The organism is Nocardiopsis sp. NPDC006198 (assembly GCF_040613895.1).
GTDB classification, from domain to species: domain Bacteria; phylum Actinomycetota; class Actinomycetes; order Streptosporangiales; family Streptosporangiaceae; genus Nocardiopsis; species Nocardiopsis tropica.
The window spans coordinates 82,730-101,536 of sequence record NZ_JBEXSY010000016.1; the positions used below are offsets into that span (position 1 = coordinate 82,730).

Consider the following 18,807-nt stretch of genomic DNA (forward strand, 5'->3'; position numbering starts at 1 on the left):
GGCAGCGTGTGCCGCCGTCGGGCGCCGGTCAGGCGCACACGGGCCCGGGGGTCGGATTCGCGTGGTAGGCCATGTCCGTCCCGGAGAACAGCCTGTCCCAGTCGCGCTGCGCCGGGCTCTCGTTCGGGGACCCGCGCAGCGGGATGCCCAGGAGGCCGGCCAGCTCCTCCGTGCGTCCGCGGGGCGAGGAGAGCTCCTCCCAGTGGTCCCGGAGGACCTCGGACACCCGCTCCTCGGGCAGTTCCAGGAGGACGTGCAGCACTTCGAGGTCCTGCTGGGAGGGGGAGTACTCCCCCAGGAACATCCCGCTCCTGCTCCGCCGGTCGTCGTCTCCGGACTTCGGGTCCAGCCCCGCCATCCACGCGGCCAGGAGCAGGCGCGACTGCCCGTCGGCCCGGCACAGCGACTCCCAGAGGGGAGTGAGGCCGAAGACGGCGCGGGCGGTCCCGTCCAGGATGTCCAGGCGCCACCACGGCCCGTCGGTGAAGCGCACGTCGTAGACCACGACCCTGGACGGCGGGAGGCCGGCCGGGTCGCGGTCGAAGCGCGTGCTGTCCTGCCACACCACGGGCATGTCGTCGGCCGCGGATTCCGGCAGGGCCGCCAGCACAGGTCCGAGGACCGCGTGCCATTGCTCCACCCACGGCTCGTAGCCGGGCATGGGGCAGTAGGTGACCCCCTCCCGCGTCCGGCAGGAGACGGTGTCGGCGCCGTACAGGAGGCGGTCCGACACGGGGACCCCCCAGGTGTAGGCGGTGGCCCCGTGGGCTGCGGTGCCGCCGGCGCCGGCCAGGAGCACGAGGGCCGTGCCCAGGGCCGCCGCCCGGGACGCCCTCCGCCCCGTCGCGGCCAGGGCCAGCGCCACCAGTCCCAGGACTGCCAGCCCCAGGTAGGCCGCGTACAGCTGGACCAGGACGGGGACACCGGGGGAGTGCACCGGGAACGGGTCGACGGCCATGAGGGCCAGCGACTGCACCCGGGTGACGACCCTGTCCACGCTCTGGGCCGTGTCGAAGGCCGTGATCGTGTACAGGCCGTAGGTGGGCACGACCAGTGCGATCAGCAGGAGCGGGGTGTACGACCGGGTCCAGGCGACGAGCGCCATCGCCCCCGCCGGGCCGACCAGCACCACGACGAACGGCGTCAGGTGGGACAGCGGGTGCACCAGGCCAGGCACCGGTCCCGCGTACTGCCACGCGTCCAGCGCCAGGAGCGCCGCCACGCACGTCCAGCCGACCAGCGCGGCGCCCGCGCCCACCGCCAGGAAGCGGCCCGTCCGCCCCAGCGGGCCGACGGGGCTCCGTCCGTAGCGGACCTCGCGGATGGCGGGGAAGGTCACAGCGGCGAACAGGCCCAGGGCCACGATCAGCGCCGACGTCACAGCGCTCTCGTACAGGTCGGACCTGGTGTGCACGAGGGGCTGGTTCGCGGTCGAGAGGGTCATGAGCACCGCAAGGGCCCCAGCGACGAGGAGGAACGGGCTGACGAGCAGCCGCAGCGCCGTGAACCACGACAGCCGCCCGAAGGTGAGGGCGCGCCCGGTGAGGGGCCCGGCGCCCCGGGACCCCGCGGCCGCGGTCCGGGGCCTCCCGGGCCCCGCGCCGGGGGGACCGCCGCCGGGCCCCTCACCGCCGCGGCCGGTGACGGCTCCGCTCATCGTGCGCACTGCTCCAGCCCGAGGTCCCGGTCCACGCCGGTCAGCAGCAGGTAGGCGTCCTCCAGGGTGGGCTCGACCGGGACGAGCCCGCCGTCGCCGGACCCCCCGGGCGCACCCGCGGGTGAAGGGCCGCGACCGGATCCCGCCACGGTGAGCACCCGGTACCGGCCGTCGGCCAGGCGCCAGGCCGTGTGCCCCTCGCCCGGGTGCCCGGACCTCTCCCAGACGTGGCCGCGGGCGCGGTCCACCAGCTGCCCCGGGGTGCCGTCGAAGATGATCCTCCCCCCGTCCAGGCAGAGCACGCGCTGGCACAGGGCCGCCACGTCCTCGATCTGGTGGGTGGACAGCACCACGGTGCTGTGCACCGCGAGCTCCGACACCAGGCCGCGGAACCGGATGCGCTGCTCCGGGTCCAGGCCGATGGTCGGTTCGTCCAGCAGGAGGAGCTCCGGGTCGCCGAGCAGGGCCGCGGCCAGGCCGAGCCGCTGGCGCATCCCGCCCGAGAGGCGCCGGACGCGGCTGTGGCGGCGGTCGTAGAGGCCGACCCGCCGCAGGCCGCGCCGCACCTCCTCGTGGCGTGCCCGGCGCCCGCCGAGCTCCTTGAGCACCGCCATGTAGTCCAGCAGCCCGAACGCGGTGAAGTAGGGGTAGAACTCGGGGTTCTGCGGCAGGTAGCCGAGGCGGCGCCGGATCTCGGTGCGCTCGGCGGCCCGCTCGGGGTTGCGCCCGAGCACGCTGACCTCGCCCCGGGTGGCCTCCAGGTCCGTGGCCAGGCACCGCAGCAGTGTGGTCTTGCCCGCCCCGTTGCGGCCGAGCAGGCCGGTCACCCCGGGGCCCAGGTCCAGGTCCACGCCGTCCAGGGCGGTGCGGGCGCCGTACCGGCGGACCAGGCCCCGGAGCCGGACGGAGGGCGCACCGGAGGGGGAGGGCGCGGCGCCCCCCGTCCCGGTCCCCGCGGTCTCCGTGCTCATGCCGTCCTCACACGCACCAGGATCGCACCCAGCAGGGCCGCCAGCGCCGTCGCCCACCACGCCTGGGCCTGGGGGGCGAGCAGCTGGAGCGGCGTCGCGTGCTCGGACACGACCATGGAGGCCAGCGCGATCAGCCACGCCAGCCCGACGACCGCGCTGGCGGCGCTCAGGTGCAGCCAGTGGCTGAGCACGAGGGATCCCGCGACGAGCGTCAGGGACGGCAGGAGCCAGAACGCCGCGGTCCACGGGGTGGAGGCCGAGGGCAGCATCAGCGCGACCGCGGCGCACAGGGCCAGGGAGGGCACGAGCACCGCGCAGGTGCGCAGGAACAGGAGCCGCTGGCCCGCCATCGGGGTGACGGAGGTCAGCGCGTGGGCCGGGTCCACCCCGCGCCCGTACGCCAGGGCGACGCCCACCAGGGGCACGATCGGGGCGGTGAAGGTGAAGACCAGCGAACCGCGCGGAAGGTGGTGCGCGGCGAAGAGGGCGGCGACCAGGACCACGACCGACGCCAGGAGCCAGGCCCGGTACAGGCCGGGCGTCGCGGCCAGCAGCTTGGCGGTGCCCTCCCGCAGCCCCAGGGAGGCCAGCAGCGTCTCGACCACGCCGCGCCGGGGGCGGTCCACGACGTCGCGCAGCCCCGCCCAGCTCTCGGCGAGCCAGTCCTCGTCGCCGGGGAGCAGGTCCCGGCAGGGCGCGCAGTGCATGATGTGGGCCTCCACGGACATGGCCGTGACGTCGTCGGCCCGGTGGCTCGCGTACTCGTGTGCTTGGGCAGGGGTCAGGTGCCAGCTCATGTCAGTGCCTCCCGTAGGCGCGCCTTGGCGCGCATGACCCGTGTCTTGACGGTTCCCTCGGGGATCTGGAGGATCTGCGCGGCCTCACGGACGGTGAGCCCGTCGAGCACGGTGGCCTGGATGGCCGAGCGCAGCTCGGGGGAGAGGGAGTGCAGGGCGGCGCCCAGCGGACCGTGCTCGATGTTGAGCAGCACGGTGTCCTCGGCGGAGGCGTCGCCGATGGTCTCGTAGGGCTCGGTGTCGCTGTCCGAGATCCAGCGGTTGGCCCGTTTGCGCAGCTGGGAGATGAGCTGTCGGATCGCGATGGTCCACAGCCAGGCCCCGGCGTCGGTGTCGCCGGGACGGGGCGTGAACGAGCCCGCGTTCCTCCACACGGCGAGGAAGGTCTCCTGGAGCGCGGCGTCGAGCTGGTCGGTGTCGGAGCAGCGGTAGCGCAGACGTGCGCGGAGCCAGGGCGCGTGTCTGCGGTGCAGGATCTCCAGGGCCTCGGTCTCGCCGACGGCGATGGCCGCCAGGAGCACCGGGTCGGTGCTCTCCGGGCCGTAGGAGGGGGCGCGGCGGCGCGCGCGGCGGAGCAGCTTCACATCGAGGGCTATCGCGTCGGGTGGGCGGATCGGTTCGGCGGTGCGGGGCGGGCCCGGGGCGCCTTTTCGACGGTACCCGCGCGGCGGCTTCGGTCTGGTCCCCGCAGTGGGAGAAAATGGGGCGTATGCGCCTGAGGATCTTCCTTGAGCCCCAACAGGGGGCCACCTACGAGGATCAGCTCGCCGTCGCCAAGGCAGCCGAGGACCTTGGCTTCGACGCTCTGTTCCGTTCCGATCACTATCTGCACATGGGTGACCACGTCAGCGGCCTCCCCGGGCCCACCGACGCCTGGATCACCCTGGCGGGACTGGCCCGCGACACCTCCCGCATCCGCCTGGGCACCCTCATGACCGCGGCGACCTTCCGCTACCCCGGCCCCCTCGCCATCACCGTCGCCCAGGTCGACCGCATGAGCGGCGGCCGCGTGGAGTTCGGCTTCGGCGCGGGCTGGTTCGAGGAGGAGCACGCGGTGTACGGGATCCCCTTCCCCGCCTCCGGCCGCGAGCGCTTCGACCGCTACGAGGAGCAGCTGGACATCATCACCGGCCTGTGGTCGACGCCTGCGGGCGAGTCCTTCCGCTACGAGGGCAAGCACTACCGGCTGGCGGAGGGGCCCGCCCTGCCCAAGCCGCAGCAGGGGCCGCGGCCCCCGGTGCTGATCGGCGGGACCGGACCCAAGCGCACGCCGCGCCTGGCGGCCAAGCACGCCGACGAGTACAACGTGCCGTTCTCGTCGCTGGAGGACACCTCCGCGGCCTTCGAGCGGACCCGTGCGGCGGTGCGCGCCTCCGGGAGGACCGCCCCGATGGTGTACTCGGCCGCGCAGGTGCTGTGCGCGGGCCGCGACGAGGCGGAGGTCGCGCGCCGCGCCGAGCGGATCGGCCGCGAGGTCCCCGAACTCCGGGAGAACGGCCTGGCGGGCTCGCCCGACGAGTTGGTCGATCGGATCGGCCGCTTCGGCGAGGCCGGCGCCGAGCGGATGTACCTCCAGGTGCTCGACATGGCCGACCTGGACCACCTGGAGCTGGTCGCGTCGCAGGTGGTGCCGCAACTGGACTGAGAGGATGGGGCTTGCCGGGGGGTGGCCGCCCGCCCCGGGCCCGCACCCGATAACTTGATATCGAGATACAAGTTGGATACCTTGACATCAAGATAACAGCGGGGGTCCCCCCGACCCGCACCAGGTTTCGGACGCGAGCGCCGGCGTGTGATGTAGACCGCTCGGCGGCGTCCGGTCCAGAACATCGTGGGCGCCCGTGGCCAGTGGGCCGCCTGACCGGTGGCGAGTGGTGTCGTCACAGGTCACAGCGGTCATGATGGAGGTCGGGGACAACGGAGGTCACCCCCGCGGTCCTCCGCTCCCGGCCATCCGGCCAGGGCGGCCTCAACAGGTCCCGCACCCGTCTGATGAGGCAGGATGCTGGGGACAAAGTGGCGAGATCAGGAGGCAGACACCGTGTCCACGAACAGCTTCGGCGCCCGTGACACGTTGCGCGTTGGCGACGAGTCGTACGAGATCTTCCGTCTGGAGGCCGTGGAGGGCTCCAAGCGGCTTCCCTACAGCCTGAAGGTGCTGCTGGAGAACCTCCTGCGCACCGAGGACGGTGCCAACGTCACCGCCGAGCACATCCGGGCCCTCGGCGGCTGGGACGCCAAGGCGCAGCCCAGCCAGGAGATCCAGTTCACCCCCGCGCGGGTGATCATGCAGGACTTCACCGGCGTCCCCTGCGTCGTCGACCTCGCCACCATGCGCGAGGCCGTCCGCGACCTGGGCGGCGACCCGGACAAGATCAACCCGCTCGCTCCCGCCGAGCTCGTGATCGACCACTCCGTCGTCGTCGACCTCTTCGGCCGCCCCGACGCCTTCGAGCGCAACGTCGAGATCGAGTACGAGCGCAACTACGAGCGCTACAAGTTCCTGCGCTGGGGCCAGACCGCCTTCGACGAGTTCAAGGTCGTCCCGCCCGGCACCGGCATCGTGCACCAGGCCAACATCGAGCACCTGGCCCGCGTCACGATGAGCCGGAACGGCCAGGCCTACCCCGACACCTGCGTGGGCACGGACTCCCACACCACCATGCAGAACGGCCTGGGCATCCTGGGCTGGGGCGTGGGCGGCATCGAGGCCGAGGCCGCCATGCTCGGCCAGCCGATCTCCATGCTCATCCCGCGCGTGGTCGGCTTCAAGCTCACGGGCCAGCTCAAGCCCGGCACCACCGCCACCGACCTCGTGCTCACCATCACCGAGCAGCTGCGCCGGCACGGCGTGGTCGGCAAGTTCGTCGAGTTCTACGGCGACGGCGTCGCGTCGGTGCCGCTGGCCAACCGCGCCACCATCGGCAACATGAGCCCGGAGTTCGGCTCCACCGCCGCGATCTTCCCGGTCGACGACGAGACCATCCGCTACATGCGCCTGACCGGCCGCTCCGAGCAGCAGGTCGCCCTGACCGAGGCCTACGCCAAGGCCAACGGCTTCTGGCACGACCCGTCCGTCGAGCCCGAGTTCTCCGAGTACCTGGAGCTCGACCTCGGCGACGTCGTCCCGTCCATCGCCGGCCCCAAGCGCCCGCAGGACCGCATCGCGCTGTCCGAGGCCAAGAACACCTGGCGCCACGACATCCGCGACTACGTCCAGGACGACGCCGACGAGGCGGGCGAGGAGTCCTTCCCGGCCTCCGACGCCCCGGCCCAGACCGCCAACGGCGCCCGCCCGCACAAGTCCGTCAAGGTCACCATGGCCGACGGCACCGAGACCGAGATCGACCACGGCGCCGTCGTGATCGCCGCGATCACCTCGTGCACCAACACCTCCAACCCCTCGGTCATGCTGGGCGCCGCCCTGCTGGCCAAGAAGGCGGTGGAGAAGGGCCTGTCCCGCAAGCCGTGGGTGAAGACCTCCATGGCCCCGGGCTCCAAGGTCGTCACCGACTACTACGAGCGCTCCGGCCTGACCCCGTACCTGGACAAGCTGGGCTTCAACCTGGTCGGCTACGGCTGCACCACCTGCATCGGCAACTCCGGCCCGCTGCCGGAGGAGATCTCCCAGGCGGTCCAGGACAACGACCTCGCGGTCTCCGCGGTCCTGTCGGGCAACCGCAACTTCGAGGGCCGGATCAACCCGGACGTCAAGATGAACTACCTGGCGTCGCCGCCGCTGGTGGTCGCCTACGCCCTGGCCGGTTCGCTCGACGTGGACATCACCACCGAGCCCCTGGGCATCGGCAAGGACGGCGAGCCGGTCTACCTGGCCGACGTGTGGCCGACCGCCGAGGAGATCCAGGAGGTCATGGACTCCGCGATCGCCTCCGACATGTACGAGTCCGCGTACTCGGACGTGTTCGCGGGCGACGACCGCTGGCGCTCGCTGCCCACGCCGACCGGCAACACCTTCGAGTGGGAGGCCGAGTCGACGTACGTGCGCAAGCCCCCGTACTTCGACGGCATGGACACCACCCCGTCCCCGGTCACCGACATCTCCGGCGCCCGCGTGCTGGCCAAGCTGGGGGACTCGGTCACCACCGACCACATCTCCCCGGCCGGCGCCATCAAGCCGGGCACCCCGGCGGCCGAGTACCTGAAGTCCAACGGTGTGGAGCGCCGCGACTTCAACTCCTACGGCTCCCGCCGCGGCAACCACGAGGTGATGATCCGCGGCACGTTCGCCAACATCCGCCTGCGCAACCAGATCGCGCCGGGCACGGAGGGCGGCTACACCCGCGACTTCACCCAGCCCGACGGCCCGGTGTCGTTCATCTACGACGCCGCGCAGAACTACGCGGCGCAGGGCACCCCGCTGGTCGTCCTGGGCGGCAAGGAGTACGGCTCCGGCTCGTCCCGCGACTGGGCGGCCAAGGGCACCAGCCTGCTGGGCGTCCGCGCGGTCATCACCGAGTCCTACGAGCGCATCCACCGCTCCAACCTGATCGGCATGGGCGTCCTGCCCCTCCAGTTCCCGGAGGGGCAGTCCGCGGACTCCCTCGGCCTGACCGGTGAGGAGACCTTCTCGGTCACCGGCGTGACCGAGCTGAACGAGGGACGCGTGCCGAGCACGGTCAGGGTCAGCACCGACACCGGGGTGGAGTTCGACGCCGTCCTGCGGATCGACACCCCCGGCGAGGCCGACTACTACCGCAACGGCGGCATCCTGCAGTACGTGCTCCGCCAGCTGATCGCCAAGTAGGGACCGGCGCACAGGGCTCCGCCGGCGCCCACCAGGCGCGCAGCGCGGTTCCACGGGGCCGCCACCGTCCGACCGACGGTGGCGGCCCCGTCCGCGTGCGGCGGGACCCCGACCCGGAGTGCGGTGACCCGTTTCACGACTTTTCCCGGAGGTCGGCCCTCTCCACGTTCTCCCAGGTCACAGCGGTTCCCACGGTTCCCCCGGGGGGTTTCGGGTGCGTGGTCCGGCGGCCCCGCGGGGGCGGATCCCCTGATTGCGACGCCGGGAGCCGGGTAGCGGCCCCGGTGAGGACGAAACGCAATCTATTGCGAAGGAGTCGATCAATGTCGGACATCGTGGAGACGGTAGAGGTCGACGTCCCGGTGACTGCGGCCTACGCCCAGTGGACGAGGTTCGAGGAGTTCCCCTCCTTCATGGAGGGCGTGACCCAGGTCGTGCGCACCGGTGACACCACCATGCGCTGGACCATCGAGATCGCCGGCCAGCGGCGCGAGTTCGACGCCGTGGTCACCGAGCAGATCCCGGGGGAGCGGATCGCCTGGAAGACCGTCGACGGCGTGACCCACGCGGGCGTGGTGACCTTCCACCACCTCTCGGACACGAGCACCCGGATCACCCTCCAGCTGAAGACCGTCCCGGAGGGCGCCGTGGAGCAGCTCGGTGACAAGCTGGGGCTCGTCAAGGCCCGTGCCAAGGGTGACATGAAGCGCTTCAAGGCCTTCGTGGAGCCCACCCGGTCCAAGGCCTGACCGCAGGCCCCGGGCTCCGGCCCGGGAAGCGGGACGTCCGAGGCCCCCGCACCGCCCGCGAGCGGTACGGGGGCCTCGGACGCGTCCCCGCCCCGGCTCCGTTCCGGAGAGGGGGCTGACCGAAACCTCCAGGTATGCTCCCCGCATGCCCGCCCTCCCCCGGCTCCTCCTCGTCCCGGCCGTGCTCGCCGCCCTCGCCGCGACGGGCGCCCCCGCCCACGCCGCGCCGGAGCCCGCGCCGTACGAGACCCACGTCACCCCCGCCGAGCACTACGCCGCCCTGATGGCGGACATGCCCGAGGGGGCGGCGGTGGTCGTGGACGACGCGCTGGCGGGCGAGTACGACCCCGCCGAGCTGGAGGCCGGGCTCCACCGCTCCTTCGGCGCGGTGGGCGTGCCGTACCACGTCGTCGCGAGCCCGTTCCCGGAGTCCCTGGCGTCCCTGTGGGCCCCGGACATGCTGGCGGCCCTGCACGACCGGGTCGGCGCCGACGGGATCTACGTCCACCTGCGCCCCGACAGCGGGATCGCCGGGGTGCGGGCCTACGGCGCGGACCTCCCGGTGGACCTGGCGGAGCAGGTGACCCGCGGGGAACTGGAGTACGGGGCCCCGCTCGGGGAGGTGGCGGCCGCCTTCGCCGAGGCGCTCACCGCCTCCGAGGACGACCTCCTGCGCAGGAGCGACGCGGTGGTCGCCGCCCGGGAGGCGGGTGAGGACACGCCCTCGGGCTGGGAGGAGTTCGTGGAGGACCTCGACCCGTCCCGGTCGGTCGGTCCGGAGAACCTGGGCCTGATCGTCGGCGCCCCCGTCGGGGCGCTGGTCACAGTGGGCGCGGTGTGGGCGGTCGTGCGGGTGCGGCGGGGCGCGGGCGTGCGGTCGACGGTGCTGTCGGCCGCCGTCGCGACGCTCGTGCCGTCCGCCGCGGCGGTGGCCTGGTCCCTGGCGCACCTGACCGGGGCGCCCCCGGGCCCCCAGGAGCTGCCCGACCCCCTGGAGGAGGTCCGCGCCGAGCCGCCGTACGTGGCCTCCACGGCGCGGGTCGAGCGCGTGGTCGGGCAGATGGGGGAGGAGCGCCTCTACGTCGACCCGCTCACGCCCCTCCCGCGCGAGGGCCTGGCGGAGGTCGCGGCGCGGCTGGAGGAGGCGCCCACGCCCGTGCGCGCGGTCGTGCTGCCGATGGCCGGGAGCGACGAGTCCGCCGGCGACCCGCACGTGTTCCTGCACGCCTGGCACCACGTGCTGGGCGAGGACGGCGTCTACGCCGTGGTCACCCACGACCTCGAGGCGGTGTCCGTGGACCTGCTGGCCTTCGGCGTGCCCGTCGACGGGCACGCCCTCTTCGAGGAGGTCCGTGGCGAGGAGGCCGCCGACCCGGCCGCGGCCCTGGACACGGTCCTGCGGGAGGTCGGGCGCCACCCCGCCGACGCCGACGCGGCGCCCGCCCCTCCCACGATCGACTCCACCCCCCTGGAACCCCGTCTTCCGCGCTTCACCGAGAGCTTCCTCCTCGCCCTCCTGCTCGTGGGACCGGTGGTCGGCGCGCTCGTCGCGGGAGCCGTCTGGGGAGCGGTCGCACTGGGGAGGCGTCCCGGAGCCTCCGCGGGGGGCAGGGTCGGCGCCGCGACCCTGCGTCCGCTCGCGGAGCGGGAGGCGGCGGCCCTGGCCGGGGAGCTCTCCGAGGGCCGCACACTGCCGGACGGGCTGATGCCCCAGGCCGAGGCGGCGCTCATGGTGATGGAGGGGTCCCCGGACGCCCTCGACCTCGTCGGTGTGCTCGTCCTGGTGCGCCGTGCCCGCGCCGCCCTGGCCGACCCCGGAGCCCCCGTCCACGGGGCCCCGTGCCGGAACAACCCCCTGCACGGCCCGGGCACCGCAAGCGCCCCCGCCCCGCCGGGCCGCAAGCGGCGGGAGCGCGGGGCGCGGGCCGAGCGGACGTCGCTCTGCGAGGGGTGCGCCGCCCTCCCCGACGACCGCCGGGTGCTCCGGCGGCTGGAACTGCGGGGCCCGGACGGGGTGTGGCGCTCGTACCTGGACCAGGGCGAACGGGCGTGGATCCGCCACCGGTTCGGCGCGCACGGCCCCGCCCGCATGGTCGAGGTCCTCCTGAGCGAGGTGGAGGGGGGCCGGGCGGGGTAGGGGGATGACCGAAACTCCCCGATATGATCACCCCCATGCCCGGTCCCTCCCGCCCCCGCATCCGGTTCCCGGCCGCCCTGGCCGTCCTCCCGGCCCTGCTGGTGCTCCCTTTCACGGCGTCCCCCGCCGCGGCCGAACCCGCGCCCCCGGACGCGCCGTCCGTGTACGAGACGCGCGTGACCCCCGCCGAGTACTACGCGGACCTGATGGCCGACGAGCCCGAGGGCGCCGCCGTCGTGGTGGACGAGGCCGTGTCCGGGCTCCACGACCCGGAGGAGCTCGAGGCCGACCTGCGCGAGGCCTTCGACACGCTGGGCGAGCCCTACCACGTCGTCGTCAGCCCCTTCCCCGGTCCCGGGACGGAGTGGGGAGGCGCGATGCCGCCCGCCCTGCACGACCGGCTCGGCTCCGACGGGGTCTACGTCCACCTGCGCCCCGACTCCACCCTGTTCGACGTGGCCGCGTACGGCGTCGCCCTGCCCGTGGACGAGGCGCGCAGCGCCCTGCTGTCCGACCCGGACTTCGACTACGGCGCCCCCGTCGACCAGGTCGCCGAGGGGTTCGTCCGGGCCCTGACCGACCCCGCGGCCGGAGGCGCCGCGGACCGGTACGGGCCGCCCTCGGCGGGGGACCGGTTCGCCGAGGGGTGGCGGGGCTTCCTCGACGACCTCGACCCCACCAGCCACAACGGTCCCGGGAACACGGGCTTCCTCGCGGGGACGCTCGGCGGCTTCGTGCTCGGCGCGGGCGGCTACCTCGTCTGGCGCCGCCTGCGCCGGGGCGCGCTCGGCGCAGGCGGCGTCGCGGTCGTCACCGGCACCGCCGCGGCGACCGTCGTCCTGGCCGGGGCGGTGTCCCTCGCCCCGCTCGCCCACGTCGTCAGCGTCCCGGAGGGCGGCGCCGAGGTCCTCTCCCCCCGGGAGGAGGCGTTCTCCTCCCCGCCCTACGTGGTGTCCACGGCCAGGGTGGAGCAGATCGCCCGGGAACTGGAGGAGAACACCGCGCCCCTCTACGTCGACCCCCGCACCCCGCTCCCCCTGGACGGCCTGGCGGCGACGGCCGAGCGCCTCGCCGACGCCCCCGTCCCGGTGCGCGCGCTGGTCCTGCCCATGGACTCCGCCGACGAGTTCAGCGGCGACCCCGAGGTCCTGGCCCACGCCCTGGCCTCCGTCAGCGGCGAGGACGCCGTCTACCTCGTCGCCGGCCACCGGTACGCGGAGGAGGGGGTCCGCGTCTCCGCCTCCCCCGTCGGCCTCGGGACCGTGGACTCCTACGAACTGTGGAGCGCCACCTCCGAGATCGAGGAGCCGAGCCCGGCCCTGGCGCTGGACGCCGCACTCGACGCGCTGGAGGGCGTCGAGGCGGGCGAGGGCGCGTACGTCGGGACGCCGTACTTCATGGACTCCGGCATCGAGCCCCCCGGGCCGCGCGTGCCGCGCTACTTCGACGGGGGCTTCCCCGTGGGGGTGGTGCTCCTCGGCCCGCTGGCCTTCCTGGCCCTGGTCGGCGCGGTGGCCCTCACACGGCTGCTCGTCCGCCGGCCCCTCCGGGACCACGCGACCGGTCCGCGGGCCCTGCGCCGGATGGCGCTGCGGGAGAGCGGAGCGCTCCGCAAGGTGTTGGACTCGGACCGGGCCGGCGAGATCCCCCGCGAGCTGATGCCGCAGGCGGAGGCGGTGCTCATCGCCATGGAGCACGACCCGGACGACCTCGACCACGTCGGCGCCGTCGTCGTCTCGCGACGGGTCATGGCCGCCCTGGAGGACCCCGGGGGAGACGTCGGCCGCGCCCCGTGCAGGGTCAACCCGCTGCACGGGCCCTCCACCTCCTCCCAGCGGTCGCGCGTGGCGGAGGGGAGCGTGCCCATGTGCGAGTCCTGCGCGCGGGCGGACGAGGCGGTGCGCGCCGCCAGGGTCCTGCACGTCCGGGACCGCCTGGGCGGGAGACTGTCCTACCTGTCGTTGGACGACCGCGCGTGGGTCCGGCACCACTTCGGGGCCGAGCGCCCCGCACGCATGGCCGAGAGACTCCTGGAGGAGATCGATGCCCGCTGAGTTCCCGACCGCGCGGCACGCGGCACGGCTCCTGGCCGCCCTGGCCTGCGCGGGGCTGGTCACGGCCCCCCTGTCCGGGGCCCTCGCCCAGAACGGGAGCGACGCCCCGGCGGACGGGGCCCCCGCCGAGAACCCCTCCCAGGAGATCGCCGACGCCCTGGACGAGTTCCCCGTGTACGTCGACCCGGTCTACGCCAACGCCATCCCCGAGGCCGAGCAGGAGCGGATCGCCGGGCTCATCGCGGAGTCCGACCTGGACCTGTACGTGATCGCGGTCCCCCTGGTGGAGGCCGACCCCTGGAACGGCGACGTGGAGACCCTGGTCTCGGTGGTCCACGACCGCAGGGGCGCGCCGGCGGGCTCCTACCTCGCCGTGGACGACGACGTCTTCGGCACGGACTTCGGCGGCGGCACCACCGCCCACTACGCCGCGCTCACCGCCTCCTACGCCACCGACTTCGACGGAACCGCGCTCGCCCAGCTGGACGTGGCGGTGGAGACCGCACTGTCGGGCGACGCGGAGGGCGCCTACGACAGGGCCGTGGCCGGCTACGAGGAACGCAGCGGGACGGACCGGGGGTCGGGCCCCGCCTTCTCCGGAGGGGGCGGGTCGTCCGGCTCCGCGGGCGGCTGGCTGGTGGCGGGCACCCTGCTCCTCGGCGGGGTCCTGATCGCGGTGATCGCCTACCCCCTGTACCGCCGCACGTCCCAGGGCCTGGGGAGGCGGCGCTCCCGCGCGATCGCCCAGCACGCCGCGTTCGCCAACGCCGAGCGCGCGCAGCTGGAGGCCCTGGTGGAGCAGGGCGGGCAGGACCTCATCGAGGTCGGCGAGCGCCTGAGCCGCCTGGAGTCGGGCAGCGCCCCGGGGGAGAGGGCGCAGCAGCACCTGCGCGCCGCCCTGGACGCCCGCTCCGCCGCGGCCACGGTCCACGACAGGATGTCGGACGGCAACGCCGCCCTGCCCGACGCCGTGGGCGTGCTCGTCCTCCTGGACATGGCGGAGGACGCCATCGACAACGCGGCCAGGGGATCGCGGGCGTCCGCCGTCCGGCGCCGCCACTGCTACGCCAACCCCCTGCACGGGACCGTCACCAAGGTGACCGCCTGGCGCGAGTTCGGCGGGACCCGCACCATCCGCGTCCCCCTGTGCGAGGAGTGCGCCAAGGCCGTCCGCGGACGCGTGCGCCCCGTCGTCCTGCCGGCCGAGCACGAGGGCCGGACGGTCCCGTACTACGAGGTGCCCGCGAGCGACAGCGTGTGGGCGGCCACCGGGTACGGAACCCTCACCGACGACCTGGTCGAACGCATCCAGAGGGGCGACCACACGCGCAACGTCAGGTCCCGCTGACCCCGTCCGCCCCACCGCGGGCCGGCTGTCCGGGCGCTCCCGCCGCCCCGGGCCGACGCCCCGGAACAGGGCGGCGACCGGATTCGGGACAGCCGGAACCTGGCTATAGTTCCCACGGGCCCGTCTCGGGCCATCCAGGGGGAAGCACGACGACGAATCGAGGGCTGGACGGTGGACGACCTCCAGAACCAGGCCGGGGGCGCCGGGGCGGGAAGGTCATCGGGCCGGACCGTCGGCCACTACCGCCTCGTGCGCTCGTTGGGGCGCGGGGGCTTCGGCGAGGTGTTCCTGGGGGAGGCCCCGGACGGGAGCCGTGCGGCCGTCAAGGTGCTGCACACCACGTGGGCGGGCGACCCGGAGATGCGGCGCCGCTTCACCACCGAGGTGGAGCAGGCCCGCAGGGTGAGCGGTTTCTGCATCGCGGCGATCCTGGACGCCGATCCGGAGGCGGCGGAGCCGTGGATCGCGACCGAGTTCATCGACGGCCCCACCCTCCAGGCCGCCGTCGCCCACGACGGCCCCCGCACCGGGGTGGAACTGCACCGGCTGGCGATCTCCACCGCGACCGCGCTGGCGGCCATCCACGCGGCCGGTGTCGTGCACCGCGACCTGAAGCCGGACAACATCATGCTGGCCGCGGACGGCCCCCGGGTGATCGACTTCGGCATCGCCCGCGCCGTCGAGACCACCTCCGTGACCGCCAGCGGCGTGGTCGGGACGATCGGCTACATGGCGCCCGAGCAGCTGGAGGGGGCCCGGCTCACCTCGGCCGTGGACATCTTCTCGTGGGGGTCGGTGATGGTCTACGCCGCGACGGGCAAGGAGGCCTTCCACGGGCCCACCCAGGCCTCGCGCATCGCCCGCATCCTGGGCGGGGAGCCCGACCTGGGGCCCCTGGGCGAACCGCTGGCCGGAATCGTCCGCTCCTGCCTGGACAAGGACCCCGACCGGCGCCCCGACGCCGCGACCCTCCTCAACCGGCTGATCTCCGCCCCGGCGAACGGCGGGCCCGCGCCCGGTACCGGGACCCACGGGGCGTTCCCCGCCGCCGGGCGCCCGGAGGCCGCGCCCGACGGCGGCACCCGCGTCGGCGTGGAGCGCACCAGGATCGCCGGCGACGCGCCCCCGCAGGTCGACCCCACCAGGGTGGCCCCGCAGGCCCCCGTGGACCCCACCCGGGCCTACACCCGGTCGGCGCCGGACGCGGCGCGTGCGCACGCCGCCGGCCACGCGCCGCCCGCACCGGGGCACGCCTCCGGCGCCCGCGGGGGCCCGCCGCCCTACACGGCGCCGGGCACGCCCACGCCGCCGCCGTACCCCCCGCCGTTCCACCCGGGACCGCGGACCGGTGCGCCCGGCCTCCCCGCCCCCTCGACGTACCGTGAGGGCGGGGTGCCGCCTTACCACTTCCACGGCGTCCGCTTCACCGACCCCCGCGACCTCGCGGAGGCCATGCAGCAGAACTGGGGCTCCGCCGTCCAGGTCTTCCAGGACCCCGCCCAGCGCGCCGCGCTGGGCGCCTGGCTCGTCGACGACCTCGGCGACACCGTCCTGGACCGGTCCCTCTTCCGCGGCCACGTCAACAACGACGCCAACCTGGCGCTCGCCTCGTTCATCGCGCAGCTGCGCCCCGACCTGCCGCCGGTCTTCCGGGGCCGGGGCGCCACCGTGGCCGAGCTCGGGGAGCTGTTCACCGACCCGCGCCCGCTCCTCACCGGCGCGCCCCTGGCCAACGAGATGGTGCTTCTGGCCAGGCCCGGTGTGCTCAGGATCCTGGGCGCCCACCACGGGGACGACTCCGGGGAGCTGACGAGGCTGGCGGACCGGCTCGACGAGGCCGAACGCGCCGGCAACGCCTTCCACGACCAGCTCACCTCCGAGCTCGAGGGGTGGCGCACGGCGCGCGTGAGCGTCAGCGCCGCCCTGATCCTCGCGTTCCTGCTGCACCCGGACCGGCTGGTGCCGCCCGGCGACGGCGGCGACAGGGGCGTGGGCGAGTGGATCGACATCCTCTGGGGCCGCGTCCGGAACGCCCCCGCGCCGGCCGACGCCGGGTGCGCGGCCGTGGTCTACGGCGCGCTGCCCACCCTGCGGGCGCTCGCCGAGCAGCGCAGGCACTGGGAGGACCGCCACGGCACGGTCGGCGCCCGGCACGAGGCGCTGCGGCGCAAGGTCGACATCCAGGAGAAGCTGGTCCTCGCGCTGAGGGTCTGCCGGGTCGCGGTGCTCGGCCTCCCGGCCGGGATCGTCATGGGGCTCGCGTCGGCGGACGGTACCCTGACCGGCCTGCTGGTGGTCGTCGGGGTCATGGGCGTGGCCGGAGTGGTCGGCGCGGGGACCGCCGTCCGCGTCGTCTCGGGCGGTCCCGCCCGGCGCCACCAGCGCTACCAGGAACTGAACGGGGTGGCGGCACAGCTGCCCCAGCTGACCACGGGGGTCACCCGCATCAACGGCGATCTGCGGAAGGCGCGTGCGATCTGCGGGGTCTGACCCGATCCGCCCAGGCGGACACAACAGGAGAGGGAGAACCGTGGACGACCCTGGTCGTACCGCAGGGGACTACCGCCTCGTGCGCTCGTTGGGGCGCGGGGGCTTCGGCGAGGTGTTCCTGGGGGAGGCGCCGGACGGGAGCCGTGCGGCCGTCAAGGTGCTGCACGCCACGTGGGCGGGGGATCCGGAGATGCGGCGCCGCTTCACCGCCGAGGTGGAGCAGGCCCGCAGGGTGGACGGTTTCTGCATCGCGGCGATCCTGGACGCCGATCCGGAGGCGGCGGAGCCGTGGATCGCGACCGAGTTCATCGACGGCCCCACCCTCCAGGCCGCGGTGAAGGGGGACGGGCCGCGCGCCGGCGTCGAGCTCCAGCGCCTCGCCGTCGGCACGGCCACCGCCCTCGCCGCTATCCACGCGGCCGGTGTCGTGCACCGCGACCTGAAGCCGGACAACATCATGCTGGCCGCGGACGGCCCGCGGGTGATCGACTTCGGCATCGCCCGCGCCCTGGAGACCACCTCCGTGACCGCCAGCGGGATCATCGGCACGGTGGGCTACATGGCGCCCGAGCAGCTGGAGGGGGAGCGCCTCACCTCGGCGGTCGACGTCTTCTCGTGGGGGTCGGTGATGGTCTACGCCGCGACGGGCAAGGAGGCCTTCCCCGGGCCGACCCAGGCCGCCCGCATCGCGCGCGTCCTCTCCGGGGAACCCGACCTCGACGGTGTGCCCGAGCCGCTCCGGGAGACCCTCCGTACCTGTCTGCTCAGGAGACCGGAGCACAGGCCCGACGCCAAGGTCCTGCTCCACCACCTCATCACGGGCGATCCCCTGGCCGCACTCCCCGCGCCCCGGGCAGCGTCCGTCGAACCGGTCGGCGACGCCGTGCCCTCCGGGCCCGCGACCGAGGAGATGCTGTCGCGGTTCCGCGGCATCGAGGACCTGCGCAAGCTCTTCGACGACCCCGGGCCCCTGCTCGCGGGTGATGCGGCGGCCGCCGAGTTCCGGCCGCTGGCCCGGCCCGCGGAGCTGCGGAGGATGGCGGAAATCGCCGGGGACGGAGCGCTGTTCGCCCTCGCCCGGGACCTGGAGGAGGGCGAGCGCGTGGGGAACGGGTTCGTCCGCGAGCTGACCGGGAGCCTCGGCGGGTGGGAGGGCGGCCACCACCGTGTGGACCCGGCCCTGATCCTGACCTTCCTGCTCAACCCCGGGCTGGCGGTCCCGCCGGACCCCGGCGGTCTGCCGGGGGTCGGTGAGTGGACGCGGATCCTGTGGACCCGGGTGGAGTACGCCTCGGGCCCTCCGCGGGCCGGGCACGCGGCAGCGGTCTACGCGGTGGTCCCCACGGTGCTCAGGGTCGCCCACCGGCAGCGGCAGTGGCGGGAGCACACCGCGGCGGTGCGGGGCGAGGCCGACGGCCTGCGCGCGACGGTGCGCAGACAGGAGGCCTACGCGTTCGGCAAGGGCGTGCTGGGCGTCCTCGGGGCGGTGCTGGTCCTCGCGGCCTTCGCCCTCGTGGCCTGGGGGGAGGGCGTGGATCCGGGTCTCCTGTTCGTGGCGGCCACCGCCTGCGGGGCGGGCTGGCTGCTGCTGTCACGCCTCGACTCCCGCGCGCACGGGGGGAGGGAGGAGCGCAGGGAGAGGCTGCGCCGTCTCGAGAACCTGCCGCTCCCCGCACTGGGGGCCGGGCTGCGGGCGATGGAGGAGGACCTGCGAAGGGCCAGGGAGATCTGCGCGCCCCGGCCGGGGGCGCCCGGCCGGTGAGTCCGGCGCCCGCCGGAGCGGCGCCGCTCCGGCGCGCTGCGCGCGGCGGCCTCGGCGGAGGCCGGGGCGCTCACGGT

Annotated in this window: 12 protein-coding genes; 8 read left to right on the forward strand and 4 right to left on the reverse strand. The window is 74.5% G+C overall.

What is annotated here, in order from left to right:
- Positions 1–28: 28 nt before the first annotated feature.
- The 4 genes from ABZ234_RS13795 to ABZ234_RS13810 are packed head-to-tail and all read right to left on the reverse strand — an operon-like array spanning position 29 to position 4,009.
- On the reverse strand, positions 29–1,657 hold the full coding sequence (locus tag ABZ234_RS13795; protein WP_355012238.1) for a hypothetical protein: 1,629 nt from the start codon (positions 1,655–1,657) through the stop codon (positions 29–31).
- Positions 1,654–2,628 carry an ATP-binding cassette domain-containing protein gene (locus ABZ234_RS13800; protein ID WP_355012239.1) on the reverse strand — a complete coding sequence of 325 codons (975 nt, stop codon included), beginning with the start codon at positions 2,626–2,628 and terminating at the stop codon, positions 1,654–1,656. The genes ABZ234_RS13795 and ABZ234_RS13800 overlap by 4 nt, the downstream gene beginning before the upstream one ends.
- Positions 2,625–3,425: a zf-HC2 domain-containing protein gene (locus tag ABZ234_RS13805; protein ID WP_355012240.1), complete on the reverse strand. Its 801-nt coding sequence runs from the start codon at positions 3,423–3,425 to the stop codon at positions 2,625–2,627. The genes ABZ234_RS13800 and ABZ234_RS13805 overlap by 4 nt, the downstream gene beginning before the upstream one ends.
- Positions 3,422–4,009 (reverse strand): RNA polymerase sigma factor, encoded by a 588-nt coding sequence (locus ABZ234_RS13810; protein WP_267949149.1) that lies wholly within the window; start codon positions 4,007–4,009, stop codon positions 3,422–3,424. The genes ABZ234_RS13805 and ABZ234_RS13810 overlap by 4 nt, the downstream gene beginning before the upstream one ends.
- A gap of 125 nt (positions 4,010–4,134) precedes the next feature.
- Between ABZ234_RS13810 and ABZ234_RS13815 the strand changes: the two genes are divergently transcribed.
- The 8 genes from ABZ234_RS13815 (at position 4,135) to ABZ234_RS13850 (ending at position 18,730) form a co-directional block, all read left to right on the forward strand.
- The gene (locus ABZ234_RS13815; RefSeq protein WP_355012241.1) at positions 4,135–5,070 is read left to right on the forward strand and encodes an LLM class F420-dependent oxidoreductase; all 936 of its coding nucleotides are present in this window, start codon (positions 4,135–4,137) and stop codon (positions 5,068–5,070) included.
- 396 nt (positions 5,071–5,466) lie between these two features.
- Positions 5,467–8,190 (forward strand): aconitate hydratase AcnA, encoded by a 2,724-nt coding sequence (gene acnA, locus ABZ234_RS13820; RefSeq protein ID WP_352985123.1) that lies wholly within the window; start codon positions 5,467–5,469, stop codon positions 8,188–8,190.
- A 323-nt stretch (positions 8,191–8,513) separates the two neighbouring features.
- Positions 8,514–8,939, forward strand: coding sequence for an SRPBCC family protein (locus ABZ234_RS13825; RefSeq protein WP_355012242.1), 426 nt, complete (start codon positions 8,514–8,516; stop codon positions 8,937–8,939).
- 145 nt (positions 8,940–9,084) lie between these two features.
- Positions 9,085–11,076, forward strand: a complete 1,992-nt coding sequence (locus tag ABZ234_RS13830; protein ID WP_355012243.1) for a hypothetical protein — start codon at positions 9,085–9,087, stop codon at positions 11,074–11,076.
- A 35-nt stretch (positions 11,077–11,111) separates the two neighbouring features.
- Positions 11,112–13,130 (forward strand): hypothetical protein, encoded by a 2,019-nt coding sequence (locus ABZ234_RS13835; RefSeq protein WP_355012244.1) that lies wholly within the window; start codon positions 11,112–11,114, stop codon positions 13,128–13,130.
- Positions 13,120–14,478 (forward strand): hypothetical protein, encoded by a 1,359-nt coding sequence (locus ABZ234_RS13840; protein ID WP_355012245.1) that lies wholly within the window; start codon positions 13,120–13,122, stop codon positions 14,476–14,478. Before ABZ234_RS13835 ends, ABZ234_RS13840 begins: the two co-directional genes overlap by 11 nt.
- Positions 14,479–14,649: 171 nt before the next feature.
- Positions 14,650–16,968 carry a serine/threonine-protein kinase gene (locus ABZ234_RS13845; RefSeq protein WP_355012246.1) on the forward strand — a complete coding sequence of 773 codons (2,319 nt, stop codon included), beginning with the start codon at positions 14,650–14,652 and terminating at the stop codon, positions 16,966–16,968.
- Between the two features lie 40 nt (positions 16,969–17,008).
- On the forward strand, positions 17,009–18,730 hold the full coding sequence (locus ABZ234_RS13850) for a serine/threonine-protein kinase (protein ID WP_355012247.1): 1,722 nt from the start codon (positions 17,009–17,011) through the stop codon (positions 18,728–18,730).
- Positions 18,731–18,807: the final 77 nt, after the last annotated feature.

What these genes read in the sequence shown, in the direction of transcription:
- ABZ234_RS13800 (WP_355012239.1), bottom strand. Translation starts at nt 2,628, where the DNA reads ATGAGCACGGAGACCGCGGGGACCGGGACGGGGGGCGCCGCGCCCTCC.
- ABZ234_RS13815 (WP_355012241.1), top strand. Translation starts at nt 4,135, where the DNA reads ATGCGCCTGAGGATCTTCCTTGAGCCCCAACAGGGGGCCACCTACGAG.
- ABZ234_RS13830 (WP_355012243.1), top strand. Translation starts at nt 9,085, where the DNA reads ATGCCCGCCCTCCCCCGGCTCCTCCTCGTCCCGGCCGTGCTCGCCGCC.
- ABZ234_RS13840 (WP_355012245.1), top strand. Translation starts at nt 13,120, where the DNA reads ATGCCCGCTGAGTTCCCGACCGCGCGGCACGCGGCACGGCTCCTGGCC.
- ABZ234_RS13835 (WP_355012244.1), top strand. Translation starts at nt 11,112, where the DNA reads ATGCCCGGTCCCTCCCGCCCCCGCATCCGGTTCCCGGCCGCCCTGGCC.
- ABZ234_RS13825 (WP_355012242.1), top strand. Translation starts at nt 8,514, where the DNA reads ATGTCGGACATCGTGGAGACGGTAGAGGTCGACGTCCCGGTGACTGCG.
- ABZ234_RS13795 (WP_355012238.1), bottom strand. Translation starts at nt 1,657, where the DNA reads ATGAGCGGAGCCGTCACCGGCCGCGGCGGTGAGGGGCCCGGCGGCGGT.
- ABZ234_RS13805 (WP_355012240.1), bottom strand. Translation starts at nt 3,425, where the DNA reads ATGAGCTGGCACCTGACCCCTGCCCAAGCACACGAGTACGCGAGCCAC.